Here is a 15,996-nt window from a genome sequence, read left to right on the forward strand (position 1 = left end):
GGGAACCGGCCACAGCGCCGGACCTCGGGGTGGTCAGATGAAGCTCGACATCCAGCAGATCTACGAGGCGGCGAGGGCCGCCGGGTTCACCCCCGACCAGGCGACGACCTGGACCGCGATCGCGCTCGCCGAGTCCGGGGGCGAGACGGGGGCGCTGAACGACGTCGGCGAGCACTCGGTCGGGCTGTGGCAGATCAACGTCGCCTCGGATGTCCGCTCCAACACGTGGGGCGACCTCACCGACCCCTACGTGAACGCGCGTGCGGCGTACGAGATCTCCCACCAGGGCACGGACATGCGGCCCTGGACCACGACGCACGACTCCAACGAGGGCACCGCGCACGACTACCGCACCTACCTCGCGCAGGTCTCCGCCGTCACGGGGTACACCGGCGACCCGCGGGGCGTCGACGGGTACGGCGCCCCGCTCCCCCCGCCGCTACCCCCGTCGGGGCCGACGGACGACACGGCGACGGTGCCGGCGTACGACCAGATCGACACCGGCATGGACCCGGCCGGCCAGCTCGACAGCGACTCCGACGGGCTCACCGACAGCTTCGAGCGGATGGCCGGCAGCAGCCCCGACGTCGCCGACACCGACCAGGACGGGCTCTCCGACGCGCGGGAGGCGGTGGTGACGGGCACCGACGCCCTGCTCGCCGACACCGACGGCGACCTGCTCACCGACTCGACCGAGGAGACGCTGGGCACCAGCGGGACGACCTGGGACACCGACTCCGACGGCGCCTCGGACGGCATCGAGGTCAAGCACCGCAGCAACCCGCTGCTCGCCGAGAACGGCACCGTGCCGCAGCAGGACACGGTGGCGCCGCCGGTGCAGACGACGTCGACGATGCAGACCGCGATGGCGGGCTCGACGATGCCGGGTTCGACGATGCCGGGCTCCACGATGGTGCAGAGCGGCACCCTGCCGACCGGCACCGCATCCACCCTCGCCGACCAGTTCGTCGCGCTCGCCCAGGCACAGAAGGGCGACAGCTACGTCTTCGGGACGGAGGCGGACCTCGACGACGCCGACCCGGACTCCTTCGACTGCTCGGAGCTGACGCAGTGGGCGGCCGAACAGGTGGGCGTGACGATCCCCGACGGCGCGATGTACCAGTACCTCGAGCTCAAGGACCAGGGACAGCTGATGTCCGTCGACGAGGCGCTGCGGACCAAGGGCGCGCTGCTCTTCTACTTCTCCGAGGAGCCGACACCTGGTGGCAGCAGGCCGGGCACCGCGCACGTCGCGATCAGCCTGGGTGACGGCCGGACGATCGAGGCACGCGGCACGTCGTACGGCGTGAACGAGTTCCCGGCCGAGGGCAGGTTCAACTACGCCGGCGTGATCCCGGAGATGGCCGGCTCGCCGGTCGGCGACCTCGCCCCGACCGCGTTCGACGCGACCGCCACGACGACGGGCCCGGACGCCGACCAGGACGGGCTTTCCGACGTGTTCGAGCAGATGGTCGGGCTCGACCCCATGTCGGCGGACAGCGACGGCGACGGCATCGACGACGCGACCGAGCAGCTCGGCGGCGGCACGACCACGACGACGGTCGCCGCGCCACCGATGAGCGAGCAGGAGGTCGCCGCAGCCCTTGCCCAGCAAGGGCTCGACGCCAAGGGCGACGAGGACGACGACGGGCTGAGCAACCGCTACGAGGTCGCGCACCGGCTCGACCCGACGCTCGCCGACACCGACTCCGACGGGCTGAGCGACAGCACCGAGGACATGCTCGGCACCAGCGGGACCTCGGTCGACACCGACGCCGACGGGCTCACCGACTTCCTCGAGCAGGAGCTCGGCACCGACCCGCTGACCCGGGGCACGCCCCTCGACCGTTGGGGTCTCGGCGCGGACGAGGACCTGGCCGAACCGCCCGGTCAAGAGCCCGTCGAGACCATGGACGCCGACGGCGACCTCTAGTAGACCCGGGAACAGACCGACCAGCGCGGGAAGGCGGAGATGCCCGCGGTCCAGGACCACAGCCACCACCCGGACGCCACCGGGCTGGAGCGGCGACGGCTCCTGGAGCCGCTGCTCGACCCGGACGGGCCCGGCGCGATCGTGGTGATGGCCCCTCCGGGGTCGGGGAAGACCACCCTGCTGGCCAGCGCCGCGGCTGCCGCGGAGGCCGACGGGCAGGCGACGGCGTGGTGCCCGGTGGAGGTCGAGGACCGGGTCGCGGCCACCTTCCTGACCCGGCTCGCCGGCGGGCTCGCCCGTGCCTGCGGGGCTCCGCTCGGCAGCCCTGCGGGGGTGCCGGAGCTGCTCGACGCGGTGGCCGGCACGCGCAGGCCGGTCACCGTGTACGTCGACGACGCCCACGAGCTCGAGGGATCCCCGGCGCAGGAGCACCTCGAGGCGCTCGTGCGGCGCCGCGCAGCAGGGGTGCGGGTCGTGGTCGGCACCCGCCGGCCGCTCCGGCTCAACACTCCCCGGATGGTCGTCTCCGGCGAGCTGCTCGAGCTCGACGGCGAGGCGCTGCGGTTCCGCTCGTGGGAGGTCGAGGAGCTCTTCCGCATGGTGTACGGCGAGCCGCTGTCCCCGGAAGGAGCGGCAGCCCTGACCCGGCGTACCGGAGGGTGGGCCGCCGGGCTCAAGCTCTTCCACCTCGCGACCGCCGGGAAGTCCCCCCTCGAGCGGGAGCGCGCGGTCGCGGAGCTCGGGGGCCGGTCGCGGCTGCTGCGCAGCTACCTCACCCGGACCGTCCTCGACGAGCTCGACCCGGGGCTGCGCGGCTTCCTGCTCACCACCAGCACCCTCGGGACGCTCACCGCCCCGCTCTGCGACGCGCTGCTGGAGAGGGACGGCTCCGCTGCCGTCCTCGCAGAGTTGTCCACACGACAATTTTTCATCGTCGCTGCTGAGGACGGCTCGACGTTCCACTACCACCAGGTGATGCAGACGCTCCTCGAAGGGCTCCTCGTGGAAGAGGTCGGCATCGACGCGGCCCACCGGGTCTACGCCCGCAGCGGGGCGGTGCTCGAGGCAGCCGGTCTGGCGTCCGAGGCGGTGCGCGCCTACGCGCTGGCGGAGGACAACGCGTCGGTGGCCCGGCTGCTCCAGCAGTCCGGGGCGGCGCTCGCGGCCGACCACATCGAGGCGCTCCCGTGGCCGACGGACGACCCGTGGCTGGCGCTGGCACGCGCGCGACGGTTGCACCGCCGAGGTGCGCTCTCGGAGTCGATGGCGGCCTTCCGCGCCGCCGAACGGCTCCTCGACGACGCCGACTTCCGCCGCCGGTGCCAGGAGGAGCGGGCGGAGGTGGCGCTCTGGGCAGACCCGGGTGCCGTCGTCGGCGGGGCCGCTCACCGGGGCGGGCGGTTCTCGCTCGGCGAAGCGCTGCGCCGGACGACGAGGCGGGTCGACCACGAGGAGCAGCCGCGGCTCCCGCGGCTCGCACGCGCGGTCGCGGCGGCGTTGGCCGGCGACCTCCCCGGGGCCCGCGCGGAGCTCTCCGCCGCGCGGGGGCTGTCGGACACCGAGCGGCTGGTGGCCGCCCTTCTGGCCTCGCTCCTGGACGCGTCGGACACCGCCGGGGCCTCCGACCCGTCCGGGGCGGAGCCGCGGCTGCTGGCGCGGCTCGAGGAGATCGTGCTGACCGCCGACGTCCAGGACCAGCCGTGGCTGGCCCGGCTGGCGCGCGGCGTCCAGGCGACCGCGCTCGCCGCCACCACCGACCAGCCGTGGCGGGTCCAGTCGTGCGCAGCGGTCGTCGAGGAGTGCGAGGACGCCGGCGACCGCTGGGGCGCGCTGCTCCTCGCGGGCGGGCTCGGGTGGGCCCTGGCGTGCCGCGGCGACGAGGGCGGGGCGCAGCGCTGGCTGGACGGTGCGGCCGAGACGGCGACCTCGCTCGGCGCCCCGGTGCTGGGCGCGTGGGCCGCGCTCCTCGGCGCGGCGGTCACGCGGGGCGGCCCGGACGCCGGGGCGCGCCAGGCCAGGGCGCGCCGGCTCGCACGGGGCTGCGGGGTGGCCGGCGCCGAAGCGCTCGTCGAACGGCTCGTGACCCGCCCTGAGCCGACACCCCCGCCCGCGACAGCCGCCACCCTCACCACGATCCGGTGCCTGGGTGCGTTCGAGATCGAGGTCGAGGGCGCCGTCGTGCCCGTCGACGCGCTGCGCCCGCTCCCCCGTTCGCTGCTGATGGTGCTCGCGCTCCGGCACGGACACGACGTGCACCGCGAGGACCTCATCGAGGCGCTCTGGCCGCAGAGCACCGTGGAGGAGGCGTCCCACCGGCTGCACGCGGCCGCCTCGAGCGTGCGCCGCTGCCTCGCCGACGCGGGAGCCGCGGACGCCGTGCTGCGCCGGGGCAACGGCTACCGGCTCGAGCTGCCCGGCGCCGAGCTCGACGTCACCGCCTTCGAGGACGCCGCCCGCGCGACGCAACGCCACCTCGCCGACCACGAGCCCGAGGCCGCGCTCGCCGTCGGGCTGGCGGCTCTGGAGCTCTACCGCGGCGACCTGGTGCCGGAGGCAGGTCCCCAGGAGTGGGTCGTCGAGGAGCGGGCCCGGCTCCGGCTCGCCGCCGCCACCACGGCCTGCACCGCCGGCCGGGTGGCCCTCGGGCTCGGCCGGCTCGAGCAGGCGCTGGACATCGCCCACCGCTCCACCGTGCTCGACCCGCTGCGCGACTCGGCCTGGGCACTGCTCGGCGAGGTGCAGACCATGATGGGCGACGTGACGGCCGCGGCGGCCACCAGGTCCCGGCACGCCCGGGTGCAGGCCGAGACGTCCGCCGTACCTCGTGGTGGGCCCGCCCGTCGTTGAGCCGCCCTTCGTGGCGCGTGTCTTGGCGTTGAGCCGCCCCTCGTGGCGCGTGTCTTGGCGTTGAGCCGCCCCTCGTGGTTGACACGGTGTCACCACGAGGGGCGGCTCGACGCGGAATGTCAGGGTTCGGGGAGGACCTCCACCCGGTGGACGACGTGGGCCGGCTTGAGGGAGGTCACCAGCGCCTCCAGCCGCCGCTCGTCCACCGTCGCACCGGCCGGGACGAACACCTGCACGACCAGCGCCTCCTGCGGCACCCCGGGTCGCGGCGCGTCCGGGTCGAGGGACCAGGAGGCACCACCGGTCTCGCGCACCTCGGTGCGGTAGCCGAAGACCGCCTCGACGGCGAGCTCGACGCCGCGCCGGGTGCCTTGCCAGCCGTGCAGCCGGCTGGCGGCGTGCAGCACCTCCCGCTGGCGTACGGCGGACAGGTGGGCGTCGACCGGCATGCCGATCCAGTACGCCAACCACGGCAGGAGGTCGTCCGGGGTGGTCGCCACGTCGAGGTACGAGGGCATGTTGTCCAGGGTGCTGACCACCGGCGCGAGCACCTCGTCGAGCGCCCCGACGAACCGCTCCGTGAACGAGTCGCCCTGGTAGAGCCCCGGAAGGGTCGGCAGCAACGGGTGCGGCGTCGGCAGCCCCGGCAGCTCGCGGCGCATCACCGCACCCTGACCTGGTGCTCGTAGGAGAAGACCAGCCCGTTCTCCGGCAGGTCGAGCCGCTGCACCGGCTGCTCGCGTCGCCCGCTCACCGCGTCCGCGGGGAAGAGCGTCACCGAGATCTCCTGCGCCATGTCGACACCGGAGATCCGGGCCAGCGCGGCGTGCACCTCGTGGGACTGCACCGACCGGCCGAAGGGCCACCCGGTCCCGTCGGGGCCACCGGTGAGTGGGTCCAGGAGCCCGTACAGCGCCCGCAGCACGTCGTCGCGCACGAGGTCGGCGTCGTAACGCTCGCGCGACCGCACGTCCACGACGACGGTCAGCCCGACGTACACCGGTGGGGCGACCAGCAGCCGGGTGCCGACGAGCCGCCGCTCGTCGAGCGCCTCGCTGATCCGCTGCAACATCCCCTCGTCGGGGGTCAGGTCCGCCCGCCGGACGCGGCCGACGTCGTCGGTGACGACGTGCGGCACGACGAGGACCAGCACCCCCTCGCCGCCGTCGCCCTGGCGGCTCGGCGCGCAGTGCACGCGGGCTACCTCGGGCGCGACGTCGTGGGTCAGCTGGATGAAGTCGTCGGCGGTGACCGCGCGGCCGCGCGAGCGCAGCAGCATCGGGCCGCGGACCTTCGCCTCCTCGAGCGTCTCCGCGTCTGCACCACCCACCGCCGGTGCGCGGTTCTCGACCCGCGCGACGTAGGGGACGCTCGTCTTCAGCACCCGCACCTGGCCGGCGGTGACGTTGCCGCGGCGCCCGCCCCCGCTGCGGTACGACGACACGGTGAGCGTCGCCTTCCGCGGCGGGACGGCCCCGAAGTGCTGGAGGGCCCCGTCCGCGCGGCGTACCGCGGGACCGAGCTGCACCTCCCCCGCGAACGCGTCGACTCGGTAGTGCAGGTCCTCCGGGCCGCTCTCGGCGAAGTGCGGCACCTCCTGCCACACCTGGACGTCGTCGCCGTCACGGACCTCGAGCGTGCCGGCGCGGTCGGCGGCGAGCACCGGACGGCGTTGCAGCGCGAACCGCTGGCCCGGGGTGCCGTCGGAGCGGCCGATCGTCTCCTCGTGGACGACCTCGGCGTGGATCATCGGCGCCGTCCCGCCGATCGTGAACGCAGTGATCCCCTGGATCCGCGGGGACGCGCTGTAGGTCGGCTGCCCCGGCAGCGCGTCGACGAGGCGGCAGCGCAGCCAGCCCGCGCGCTCGCGGGCGATGATCGAGGTCTGGTGCTCGTCGGGCACGTGGAGCACCACGTCGCCGTCCTTGTTGAACCCGCCGGTGTCGTCGTGGTCGAGCTCGCACGGGGTCCACCCGGCACCGGTCCACGCCTCCCACACCAGCGGCGGGCGGCGCGGGTCGACGCCGACCCCGGAGACCGTGCAGTCGAGCCGCAGCGTGACCGCGCAGGAGGGCACGGCGTTCGACAGCCCGACCAGCAGCGCGTCCCCCACGACCGGGGTGGCGGAGAAGGCCGGGAACCCCTGCTGTCCGAGCAGCGCAGGGGTGTGGTCGACCGGGTCGTCGCCGACCGGTGCCGAGCCGGCGCGCGCGAAGCTGCACGGCACGATCTCGAGGTCCCGCGTGGTCGTGAACACCACCGGGTCGTGGATGTCGGTGCGCGGGGTGGACACCTGCGTCTCGGCGCGGACCAGCACCGGCGCGGGCTGGGGTGCGGAGAGCCAGAACGTGACCCGGCCGCGGGCAGGGGACGGCGGCCTCAGCTCGACACCGATCATCTCGAGGAACTTGACGTAGTTGAGGTCCGGCACCCGGTTGAGCCGGTAGACCAGCTGGTCGACCATCTGCGCGAACGCCTCGATCAGCGTGACGCCCGGGTCGCTGACGTTGTGGTCGGTCCACTCGGGACAACGGTTCTGCACCAGCCGCTTGGCCTCGTCCACGAGCCCCTGGAACGTGCGGTCGTCGAGGTTCGGTGCCGGCAGCATGTCAGCGTCCTGTTCCGACGAGGGCGGGAGCCGCCTCCGCGTCCGGGACGGTCAGCTCGTGGTCCGGGATCGTGTAGAAGGGGAAGACGAGGTTGCGTGGGTCGTTGGAGTCGGCGATGACGTAGCTGACGTCGACGTACAGCTTCCCGGACTCGATGGCGTCGAACGCGACCCCGACGTCCTGCACGGTGATGCGGGGCTCCCAGCGTTCGAGCGCCTCGCGGACGTCGTACGCGATCTGCCCGGCGGTGGCGCCGTTCGCGGGGCCGAAGACGTGGTCGTGGATCCGGCAGCCGAACTCCGGCCGCATCGGGCGCTCGCCCCGGGCGGTGCCCAGGATGAGCCGGATCGCCTGCTCGATCTCCCGCTCGCGCACCACGAGGGCCACACCGCCGGTGGCGTCCGTGCCCACGGGGAAGGCCCAGCCGGCGCCGACGAACTCGGGGTTCATGGTCACCCTCCGATCTGGACGTTCATCGCGCCGGCGACGATCGGCGCGCCGCACGCGGCCATGTCACCCATGCGCGCGGCGGGCATCCCGCCGATCAGCACGGTGGTGGAGCAAGGCGGGATGATCGTCGACGGCGGGTGCACGGTCGGCGGCGGGAACGAGCAGACGTGCGGTGTACCGGCGGTCGCGGCCGGCATCCCGCCGATGAGCACGGTCGGTACGCCGGGCGGGCTGATGACACCGGGGTGGCCGGTCGGGTCGCCGACACGGGCTGCTGCAGGCATCGTGGCCTCCTCGCTCCTAGTTGATCTTGACCAGCCCGGCGGACAGCGAGGCCACCGCGCCACCCTTGAGGTCCAGCTGTGAGCCGGTCTGCACCTTGACCGGGCCTCCCCCGCCGTCCACGGTCACGCCCTGCGTGGCCTTGAGCGAGATCTGGCCGCCCTTGAGGTCGAGCTTCGAGCTGCCGGCGTCGACGGTCACTCCTTTTGTTCCTTCGACAAGAACCGTGCCGTCGGAGTGCAGAGTGACCTTGGTGCCGGTCGCGTCCAGCTCGAGGCTGACCGTTCCACCCTTGCTCGTGACGGTCACCCCCTCGGTCTTGCCGTCCTGGTCGTGCAGGTCGAGCCGGTGGCCGTTGCGGGAGACGAACGAGCGCCGGTTGACCGCGCCGGAGCCGCTGTCCACCAACGTGGTCCCGGCCGTGTCCGGTCCGTCGACGCCGTTCCAGAGCCCACCCAGGACGTACGGGCGGCGCACGTCACCCTGCTCGAAGACGACGAGGACCTCGTCGCCCACCTCCGGGAGGACCACGGCTCCGCGGTCCTTGCCGGCGCCGGCCTGCACCGTGCGGGCCCAGCCGCTGACGAAGTCGTCGGAGAGCCACGGGAACGACAGCCTGACCCGGCCCAGCTGGTCGGGGTCCGCGACGTCGGTGACCACGCCGACGACGACCCCGGGTGGCGCCGTCGGGAGCGGCCCGCCTCCCTGGGTGAGCCCGAGCATGCTGCGGTCGTGGACCCCGGAGACGGCGAAGGAGGTGGTGTAGCCGGTGGCCGGGTCGAGCCGGTGGCGGGAGGTGGTGACGGTGTACTTCCCGTCGAACGGCGCCCCAAGCCCGTCGAGGGTCACCGGCGTCCCGGCCCGCACCTTGGGGTTGCCGCGCGTGACCGCCTCGATCTCGGCGAAGGCGCCGGCGACCTCCTCGGCGAGCGCCTCGACCGCCGTGTCGACCTCGGCCTGGGTCCGGTGCGGCACCTCGGTGGCCACGTAGCGCTGGTCGCCGAAGGCCGCCGCCATCTTCTGCGGTGTCATCTCCGGGAGCTCGATCGCCTTGGTCTCCGACGGGCGGGTGGCGGTCAGTGCCTGCTTGGTCGCGGTGTCCCAGCCGCGCACCTCGACCTCCTTGACCTGCTCGGCGGAGGTGACGACCGCCCGGAACCGCAGGAGGTCCTGCCCGAGCCGCAGCACGAGCGGGTCGGGGTTCTCGACGCCGCCCGCGGGTGGCGCTCCGGCAGCCTGGTCGGGCGGACGGAAGCCGAACTTCCCGTCCCGGACGGTGATGTCGAACCCCACGTCCGCCGCGAGCCCGCGCAGCAGCGTCCAGTCGCTGATCCCGACCTGGGATACGTGCTCGTAGACGGTGGTCGTGCTGGTCACCTCGCCGAGCGCGATCCCCGAGCGCTGGGCGACCTTCTCGGCGATGTCGGAGGCGGTCATCTGCGTGTACGCCTCGGTCCGCCTCCCCCGGAACAGCCGGTGCGCCTCGTCGTACCCCCGGATGACGGTGAACGTCCCCCCGGCGTCGAACTCGGTCTGGAGCGCGGTGACCTCACCGGACATCAGCACGGTCGGCGCGCTGGTGTCGCCCATCGTCACGGAGATCTTGACCTTGGAGCCGACCTTCGCGCCGGTCTTGGGCAGCACGAGGTGGTTCGGGTCGCGGAACCGGAGCTCGAAGAGATCGGGGTAGCGCTGGCTGTCGTCGACGTACCCCGACGTCAGCAGCGGCGCGATGTCATCGGGAAGCGCAGTTCCGTCGACGTCGACAAGAAAGGTGTTGGTGTGCGACATCAGAGCTCCTCGGGGGACGGCAGCAGCAGCCTCGTGCCGGCACCGCAGCGCAGCGGGTCGTCGATGCCGTTGAACCGGGCGAGGGGACGCCAGGCCGCCGGGTCGCCGTACTCCTGGTAGGCGACGCTGGCCAGCGAGTCCCCCTCGACCATCAGGTGCGAGCGGCGTACCGCTTCACTCCCGGACGTGGGGTTCTGCCGCCACGGCTCGCTCGGCATCTCCTCCAGCGACAGGGTGCACAGCGCGCGGATCGGAAGGCCGCCGGACGAGAAGAGGGTGTACTTCGCCTGGACCGAGGTGACGAACGCCGGGAAGCTCGCGATGGCCCCCCAGTGGAGGACCACCAACGGCGGGCTCGGCTTCTTCTGCCCCGCACTCTCCTCGGTCGGGACCGTGCAGGAGAAGAGCTGCTCGACGGCCTTGACCACGCTGCCGTCCTGCTTGCCGGAGGCGTCGAAGAACATCTCCAGGGTGAGCTTGCAGGGCTCGGCGCCGCTGAACTCCGGGGGCCCCGCCTTCTTTGCTCCCTTGGCGGTCTTCCGCTCCCACTTCGCGGCCTTCTGGATCGTCACCTCCTTGGGGTTGAACTGGAAGGCGATGCTGTCCCGCTCAGCTCCGGGCGACCCTCCTTCGGGTGTCGGGTCGTAGAGCTTGAGGACCGCCTTCTCCATCTGGGGACGACTCGTGTCGCCCGACGGGGACGGCGCGGAGACCCCGCCGCCGCCGGCGGAACTCATGAGGGCTACGGGCTGGGTCATCACGTGATGGGCTTGGCGGAGGTGAAACCGTGGTGGGCGAGCTCGAGGGTCTCGGTGGCGACCTTCGGGGAGTCGAGGTTGAGCCCGGGGCCCGTCCAGCGCACCGGGACGACGCCGAGCAGCCCCCACGAAGCGACGACCTTGCGCTCGGCAGTCATCGCGGAGATGTTCGCCGTCTTCGGGACCACGCCGGTCGTCATGCTGCTCAGCCAGGCCATCACCTCGTCGGTGTCGGCGCACAGCGGCCGGGACAGCTTCACGTTGGTGAACTTCATCCGCGTGGGCATCTGCCACACGAAGCCGTTGTTGCCGCCCTCCTCGCGCTGCTCGAGGACGACCTCGACGCCGAGCCCCTCGCAGGAGTTGAACGTGCCGAGCTTCATGTCGTCGATGCTCACCGCGAAGCACACGGTGACCGCAGGCTCGGCGTAGACCGGGTTCATCTCGTCATGCTCCTTCCGCTCCGCTCACGGTCGAGCCAGAGCTCGGCCCGGAGCCGCGCCGTCAGGGGTTCGTAGAGGCGCCGGGCCAGCTCGTCGAGGTCGGACGCGGCTGCCGGCGTCTTGGTCGGTGGGGCTGCTTCGGCGGGCTGCCGGGCCGGCTGGCGCGCCGTCGGTGCGGGTGGCGCGACCGGCTCGTCGATCATGACCGCCCGTTGGACGGGGGCTATGGGTTCCTCGGCCACCGGGGGGCTGCTCGTCGCGCTCGACGCGCTCGACGCGCTCGGCGTGCTCGGCGCGCTCGGCGCGCTCGGCGTGCTCGGCGTGCTCGGCGCGCTCGGCGTGCTCGGCGCGCTCGGCAGCGGGACCTCGGTCCAGCGCTGGAGCTCGACGGTGGGCTGGTCGGTGGTGGGCGTGGCGGTGGTCCGCGTGAGGCTGCGGGGTGGCGTGGTGGTCGACCGTTGCAGGTCGTACGACGGGGTGGAGGGCGGCGTCGCTGGGCTCTCGATGCTGACGGCTCTCTCCGGTCGCGCGCGGTCGGTCGTCTCGCGTGCCGGCAGGAACTGCACCCGCTGCACCGTCGGCTCCCCAACCACCTTGTGGCCGGGTAGCGACGCCCGCTGCACCGTCGGCTCGACGCCGCCCGCCAGCAGCGACACGGTCGCCGGCTCCGGACCTGCCGTCCGCGTGAGGTGCGCGTCGTGCCGATGCGGCGCTAGCGCAGCCCCCGCGTCGGGCGCGACTGTTCGCGAGACGATGGGCGGCCCAGCGGAGCTGGTCGACACCTGCGGCCCCAAGGTGATCCGGCGCGGAGTGCCGACGCCGCCCTTCTCGGCGGGCCAGTACAACCGCGCCGCCGGCAACCCCCCCACCCGGTCGCTGCTCCGCTGCAGCCGCACGTGCTCCCCCGGCCCACCCGGCGCATCCAACCCACCCGGCGCCGCCCCCCGCCCCGGCCCATCCAGCCGACCCGGTGCCTGCCGAGCCGGCGCGTCCTGTCCACGGAACCCGGCCGAGTCGGCGCTCCCTGCCTCCGCCTCCACGTCGAGTCGTCGCATCTTCCCGCCGACGAGTGGCCGAGCCGTCGCATCTTCACGCCGTTGGATCGGTCGAGCCGTCGCATCTTCACTCCGCTGCACCGGTCGAGCCGTCGCATCTTCACTCCGCTGCACCGGTCGAGCCGTCGCATCTTCACTCCGCTGCACCGGCCGAGCCGTCGCATCTTCACGCTCAACGGCCGTCTCCAGGCCTCGGTCCCCGACCAGCCCGGCCTCGGGAGTCGGTACGTCGTCGGGGCCGACGCTCCCTCGCGGGTCCTCCGGCAGCGGGGCGCTCGGGACCGGGCGGACCTCCACGGGAGGCAGCTTTCCGACCGGGCTCGCGGCGTCCCCCAGCCGGGACAGCCGTACCGGCTCGCGAGACGTGGCGGGCGCCAGGTTCTCCTGGGAAGGAGTCGATGCCGGTCCGACGAGCGGGTCGGTGCCGACCAGCCCGGAGGTCGGTGCACCGGTTCCGGCGTACGACGTCTCGGAACGCTGCACCGACGGAGCGTCGGCCGACCTCGCCGCAAGGGGCGGCTCAACACCCCCAGCGCCCGCCACGAAGGGCGGCTCAACACCCCCAGGGCCAGCCACGAAGGGCGGCTCACCACCCCCACCCCGCGCCACAACGGGCGGTTCAACATCGAAGGACGTTGCTCGTTGGACAGTCGCGGAGAAGGGCGGCGCCGAGGCGGGCGGCGCCGAGGCGGGCGGCGCGGAGAAGGGCGGCGCCGAGGCGGGCGGCGCCGAGGCGGGCGGCGCGGAGAAGGGCGGCGCCGAGGCGGGCGGCGCGCAGAAGGGCGGGGGCGAGGCGGGCGGGGGCGAGGTGGGTGGCGGGGGTGGGAAGGTCGTGGGGGTGGCCAGCCGCTCGACGTGGCCGGCGGGGGCGTCGGGGAAGACGTGGTGGCCAAGCGGCTCGAGGAACCGCGGGTCCTGGTGGGTGGCGAGCGTGGCGCCGAAGGAGCCGAGGTGCGCGACGTCCGGGGTGTCGGTTGCCGTGCGCTGCAGTGCCGGAAGGGCGCGCCAACCGGGGTCGCGCACCGGTGCCGGGGAACTGCCCGTCTCCGGGGCCGACGCCCGACGAGCCCAGGGCCAGCGCACGTCAGCCTCCCTGCGCCCTAGCGCCGTTGAGCCGGTCGATCTGCGCGACGTACCGGCTGCGCTCAGCGTGCTCGAGGTCGAGGATCTCCTCGCGTGCCCAGCCGAAGTGGTAGGCGACGTACGCGACCTCGTCGTAGATCGCCTCGGCCGGCCACGTCACGATTCCCCCAGGCGCCCGCCAGCGAGGTCGATCGCGAACGCGTGGCCGCACTCGGGGCAGCTGACGCCGGCCCGCGTGTGGCCCTCCTGGTTCACGCGGCGGTACAGGTCCTGCAGGAACGCCAGGTCCGCGGCGAAGAGGTTCTCGATGATCCCGGCGTGGACGTCGGTCACGGTCCCGAGCCGGGTGACCACCCGCCCGAGCAGGACGACGGTCAGGTACGCCGGGTTCTCACGGACCCGGTCGTCGCGCAGGGGCACCAGCTCGTCGCGCGCGGTGGCGAGCCGCATCACCCCGTCCCGGTGCACCTCGCCGGCGCCGTCGACGTACCCCCGCGGCAGCGTGAACGGGAACTCGGTCACCAGCGGGTCGCGTGGCTTCTCGGCAACCGGCGCGGGCGCAGGCTCCGGGTTCGACAGCGCCTCCGCGAGGGCGGACCTGCGCATCACTCGACCTCGAGCCGCTCACAGGTGATCACGAGCTTCTCGGTGAGCACCGAGGTGTCGCCCGCCTTGAGGGCGCTGATCTCCAGGCTCTTCGGCCAGGCGTTCGTCAGCTTGTACCGCTTCACCGGTGCGCCCTCGTAGTCGTAGACGATGATGGCGCCGCCCTTGCGGACGTCGTTCATCTTCCCGAACTGCGAGTCCTTGATCCACGAGTCGAAGCTGTTGTCCTCCGTCAGCCCGCGGGTCAGGGTGATTTCCGGAGCCTTCCACCGGCCGGGCAGCTTCTTGACGACGTACTTGCCGTCGGCACCGTTCTCCTTGAGCTCGATGACATCCATCTCCATCTTCAGCCCGCTGATCTCGGTGATGCTCTTGATCTGGACTCCGTCGAACTCCAACCCGAACGAATGGCCGACGCCCGAGTCCATCTCCGGAAGTGGCATGAGGTCCTCCTCTTGGGACGTGTCGTGGGCCGGACGGCCCTACGGGACGGTGGGTGCGGTCACTCGCTGACGAGGCTGGTGCCGCCGGAGTACTGCGCGAGCCGGAAGACCACGAACTCCGCCGGCTTCACGGGCGCAACGCCCACCTCGCAGACCAGCTGGCCGGCGTCGATGCCCTCGCTCGGGTTGGTCTCGGAGTCGCACTTCACGTAGAACGCCTCGTCGGGGGTCCGGCCGAACAGCGCGCCCTTTCGCCACTCGTTGACAAGAAATGCCGTGATGGTGCGCCGGACGCGGGCCCAGAGCGCCTCGTCGTTCGGCTCGAACACCACCCAGTTCGTGCCGACGAGGATCGACTCCTCCAGGTAGTTGAACAGCCGTCGGACGTTCAAGTAGCGCCAGGCCGGGTCGGAGGACAAGGTACGTGCGCCCCAGACCCGGTTCCCCCGCCCGGGGAAGGTCCGGATCACGTTGATGCCGACGGGGTTCAGCAGGTCGTGCTCGTTCTTCGTCACCTGCATCTCCAGGGACACCGCACCGCGGACCACCTCGTTCGCCGGCGCCTTGTGCACGCCGCGGGTGTCGTCGTTGCGCCCCCAGATGCCGGCGATGTGGCCGCTCGGCGGCATGAACGACAGGTCGCCGGTGCTCGGGTCTGCCGTCTTGATCCAGGGCGCGTACATCGCCGCGAACGCCGAGTCGTACCCGGCGCTGTCGACCCGCCACTCCTTGACCTGCTGGGCGTTCAGCCCCGGCGGGGTATCGAGGATCGCCATCCGGTCGCCCATCAGCTCGCAGTGCGCGATCATCGCGAGCTGCACCGCCTGCACCGACTCCAGGTCGATCACGCCTTGCTGGTAGGCGCTCATCAGGTCGGGGACGCACAGCATCGTGACCTCGTCGACGGTCTCCAGGCCGCCGAAGCCGCTGCGCTCGGCGACGTCGCCGACGTAGTCGTCGGTGCTCAGCCGAGGCGCCGGTACGGGCGGCGCGGGCGTTTCGCTCAGCGCCACCTCGCCGAGGTCCGGCTTCGCCAGGGCACCGCCACCGGTGACCTCCTCGATCTTGATCAGCTTCGAGGCCGCGTTGACGACGGTCGCGACGTTGGTCTTCCCCCGGCCGACCGTCACCCGGTCGTGCTCCTCGACGGGCTCGCCGCGCCGCTTCACCACGAGCTTGAACATGTCGTCACCGGGCGAGTCGCCCCCGGCCTCGGTTACCTCGACGCTGTACTCCCCCGGAGGTGCCCCCGGGTCTAGCGCCGCGAACCGCAGCCGGCCGATCTCGGCGTACGGTCCGGTCGCCAGCTCCTTTGGACGCCCCCCGTTGCCGTTGCTGCTGCCGTCGTCGCCGATGCGGACGACGTAGCAGTTGCCGCCGCCGTTCATGAAGTAGCCGTAGACCGAGCGCGCCAAGTAGGAGCCCGGCACGAAGCCGCCGAACGTGTCGGCGAAGGCGGTCCAGCTGCTCACCAGCGTCGGCTGGTTGAACGGCCCCTGCTCGGCCAGGCCGACGAACGCCGCGACCGCGGTGCCGACCCCTTCGAGCGGGCGCGCACCCGACTCGACCTCCTCCACGTACACACCGGGTGACAGGTACGTCGGCATGCCAGGCCTCCTCGACTCGACTGAGGCCGCCATCGTCCGTCCGCGCGCGAGCCCGCAGAACGCCCCGTGGTGCGTCGGGAAGGGCACCC

The 15,996-nt window shown here is 72.8% G+C and carries 14 protein-coding genes; 2 read left to right on the forward strand and 12 right to left on the reverse strand.

Going from position 1 to position 15,996, the window contains the following annotated elements:
• Positions 1–37 precede the first annotated feature (37 nt).
• Positions 38–1,933 carry an NlpC/P60 family protein gene (locus FIP57_RS07560; protein ID WP_148572905.1) on the forward strand — a complete coding sequence of 632 codons (1,896 nt, stop codon included), beginning with the start codon at positions 38–40 and terminating at the stop codon, positions 1,931–1,933.
• 39 nt (positions 1,934–1,972) lie between these two features.
• A complete protein-coding gene (locus tag FIP57_RS07565) occupies positions 1,973–4,780 on the forward strand; it encodes an AfsR/SARP family transcriptional regulator (protein WP_148572906.1) in 2,808 nt (935 codons plus the stop codon).
• A gap of 119 nt (positions 4,781–4,899) precedes the next feature.
• On the opposite strand, the gene FIP57_RS07570 is transcribed toward FIP57_RS07565, so the two are convergent.
• The 12 genes from FIP57_RS07570 to FIP57_RS07630 form a co-directional block, all read right to left on the reverse strand.
• Positions 4,900–5,442: a phage tail protein gene (locus FIP57_RS07570; RefSeq protein WP_148572907.1), complete on the reverse strand. Its 543-nt coding sequence runs from the start codon at positions 5,440–5,442 to the stop codon at positions 4,900–4,902.
• Positions 5,442–7,388, reverse strand: coding sequence for a putative baseplate assembly protein (locus FIP57_RS07575; RefSeq protein ID WP_148572908.1), 1,947 nt, complete (start codon positions 7,386–7,388; stop codon positions 5,442–5,444). The genes FIP57_RS07570 and FIP57_RS07575 overlap by 1 nt, the downstream gene beginning before the upstream one ends.
• A 1-nt stretch (position 7,389) precedes the next feature.
• Positions 7,390–7,839, reverse strand: a complete 450-nt coding sequence (locus FIP57_RS07580) for a GPW/gp25 family protein (protein WP_148572909.1) — start codon at positions 7,837–7,839, stop codon at positions 7,390–7,392.
• Between the two features lie 2 nt (positions 7,840–7,841).
• Positions 7,842–8,123: a PAAR domain-containing protein gene (locus FIP57_RS07585; protein WP_148572910.1), complete on the reverse strand. Its 282-nt coding sequence runs from the start codon at positions 8,121–8,123 to the stop codon at positions 7,842–7,844.
• A 16-nt stretch (positions 8,124–8,139) separates the two neighbouring features.
• Positions 8,140–9,912, reverse strand: a complete 1,773-nt coding sequence (locus FIP57_RS07590) for a VgrG-related protein (RefSeq protein ID WP_203231106.1) — start codon at positions 9,910–9,912, stop codon at positions 8,140–8,142.
• On the reverse strand, positions 9,912–10,649 hold the full coding sequence (locus FIP57_RS07595; RefSeq protein ID WP_238993345.1) for a CIS tube protein: 738 nt from the start codon (positions 10,647–10,649) through the stop codon (positions 9,912–9,914). The genes FIP57_RS07590 and FIP57_RS07595 overlap by 1 nt, the downstream gene beginning before the upstream one ends.
• 20 nt (positions 10,650–10,669) lie before the next feature.
• Positions 10,670–11,113: a phage tail protein gene (locus FIP57_RS07600; RefSeq protein ID WP_148572913.1), complete on the reverse strand. Its 444-nt coding sequence runs from the start codon at positions 11,111–11,113 to the stop codon at positions 10,670–10,672.
• Positions 11,110–11,769, reverse strand: coding sequence for a hypothetical protein (locus FIP57_RS23125; protein WP_162529705.1), 660 nt, complete (start codon positions 11,767–11,769; stop codon positions 11,110–11,112). Before FIP57_RS23125 ends, FIP57_RS07600 begins: the two co-directional genes overlap by 4 nt.
• Before the next feature lie 1,483 nt (positions 11,770–13,252).
• The gene (locus FIP57_RS23595) at positions 13,253–13,411 is read right to left on the reverse strand and encodes a DUF6760 family protein (protein WP_203231108.1); all 159 of its coding nucleotides are present in this window, start codon (positions 13,409–13,411) and stop codon (positions 13,253–13,255) included.
• The gene (locus FIP57_RS07620; RefSeq protein ID WP_148572915.1) at positions 13,408–13,857 is read right to left on the reverse strand and encodes a hypothetical protein; all 450 of its coding nucleotides are present in this window, start codon (positions 13,855–13,857) and stop codon (positions 13,408–13,410) included. Before FIP57_RS07620 ends, FIP57_RS23595 begins: the two co-directional genes overlap by 4 nt.
• Complete coding sequence (locus FIP57_RS07625) at positions 13,857–14,300, reverse strand: phage tail protein (protein WP_148572916.1); 444 nt, start codon at positions 14,298–14,300, stop codon at positions 13,857–13,859. The genes FIP57_RS07620 and FIP57_RS07625 overlap by 1 nt, the downstream gene beginning before the upstream one ends.
• Before the next feature lie 59 nt (positions 14,301–14,359).
• Positions 14,360–15,907, reverse strand: a complete 1,548-nt coding sequence (locus tag FIP57_RS07630) for a phage tail sheath family protein (RefSeq protein WP_148572917.1) — start codon at positions 15,905–15,907, stop codon at positions 14,360–14,362.
• Positions 15,908–15,996: the final 89 nt, after the last annotated feature.

It is taken from the genome of Nocardioides caldifontis (assembly GCF_008087345.1).
GTDB classification, from domain to species: Bacteria; Actinomycetota; Actinomycetes; order Propionibacteriales; family Nocardioidaceae; genus Marmoricola_A; species Marmoricola_A caldifontis.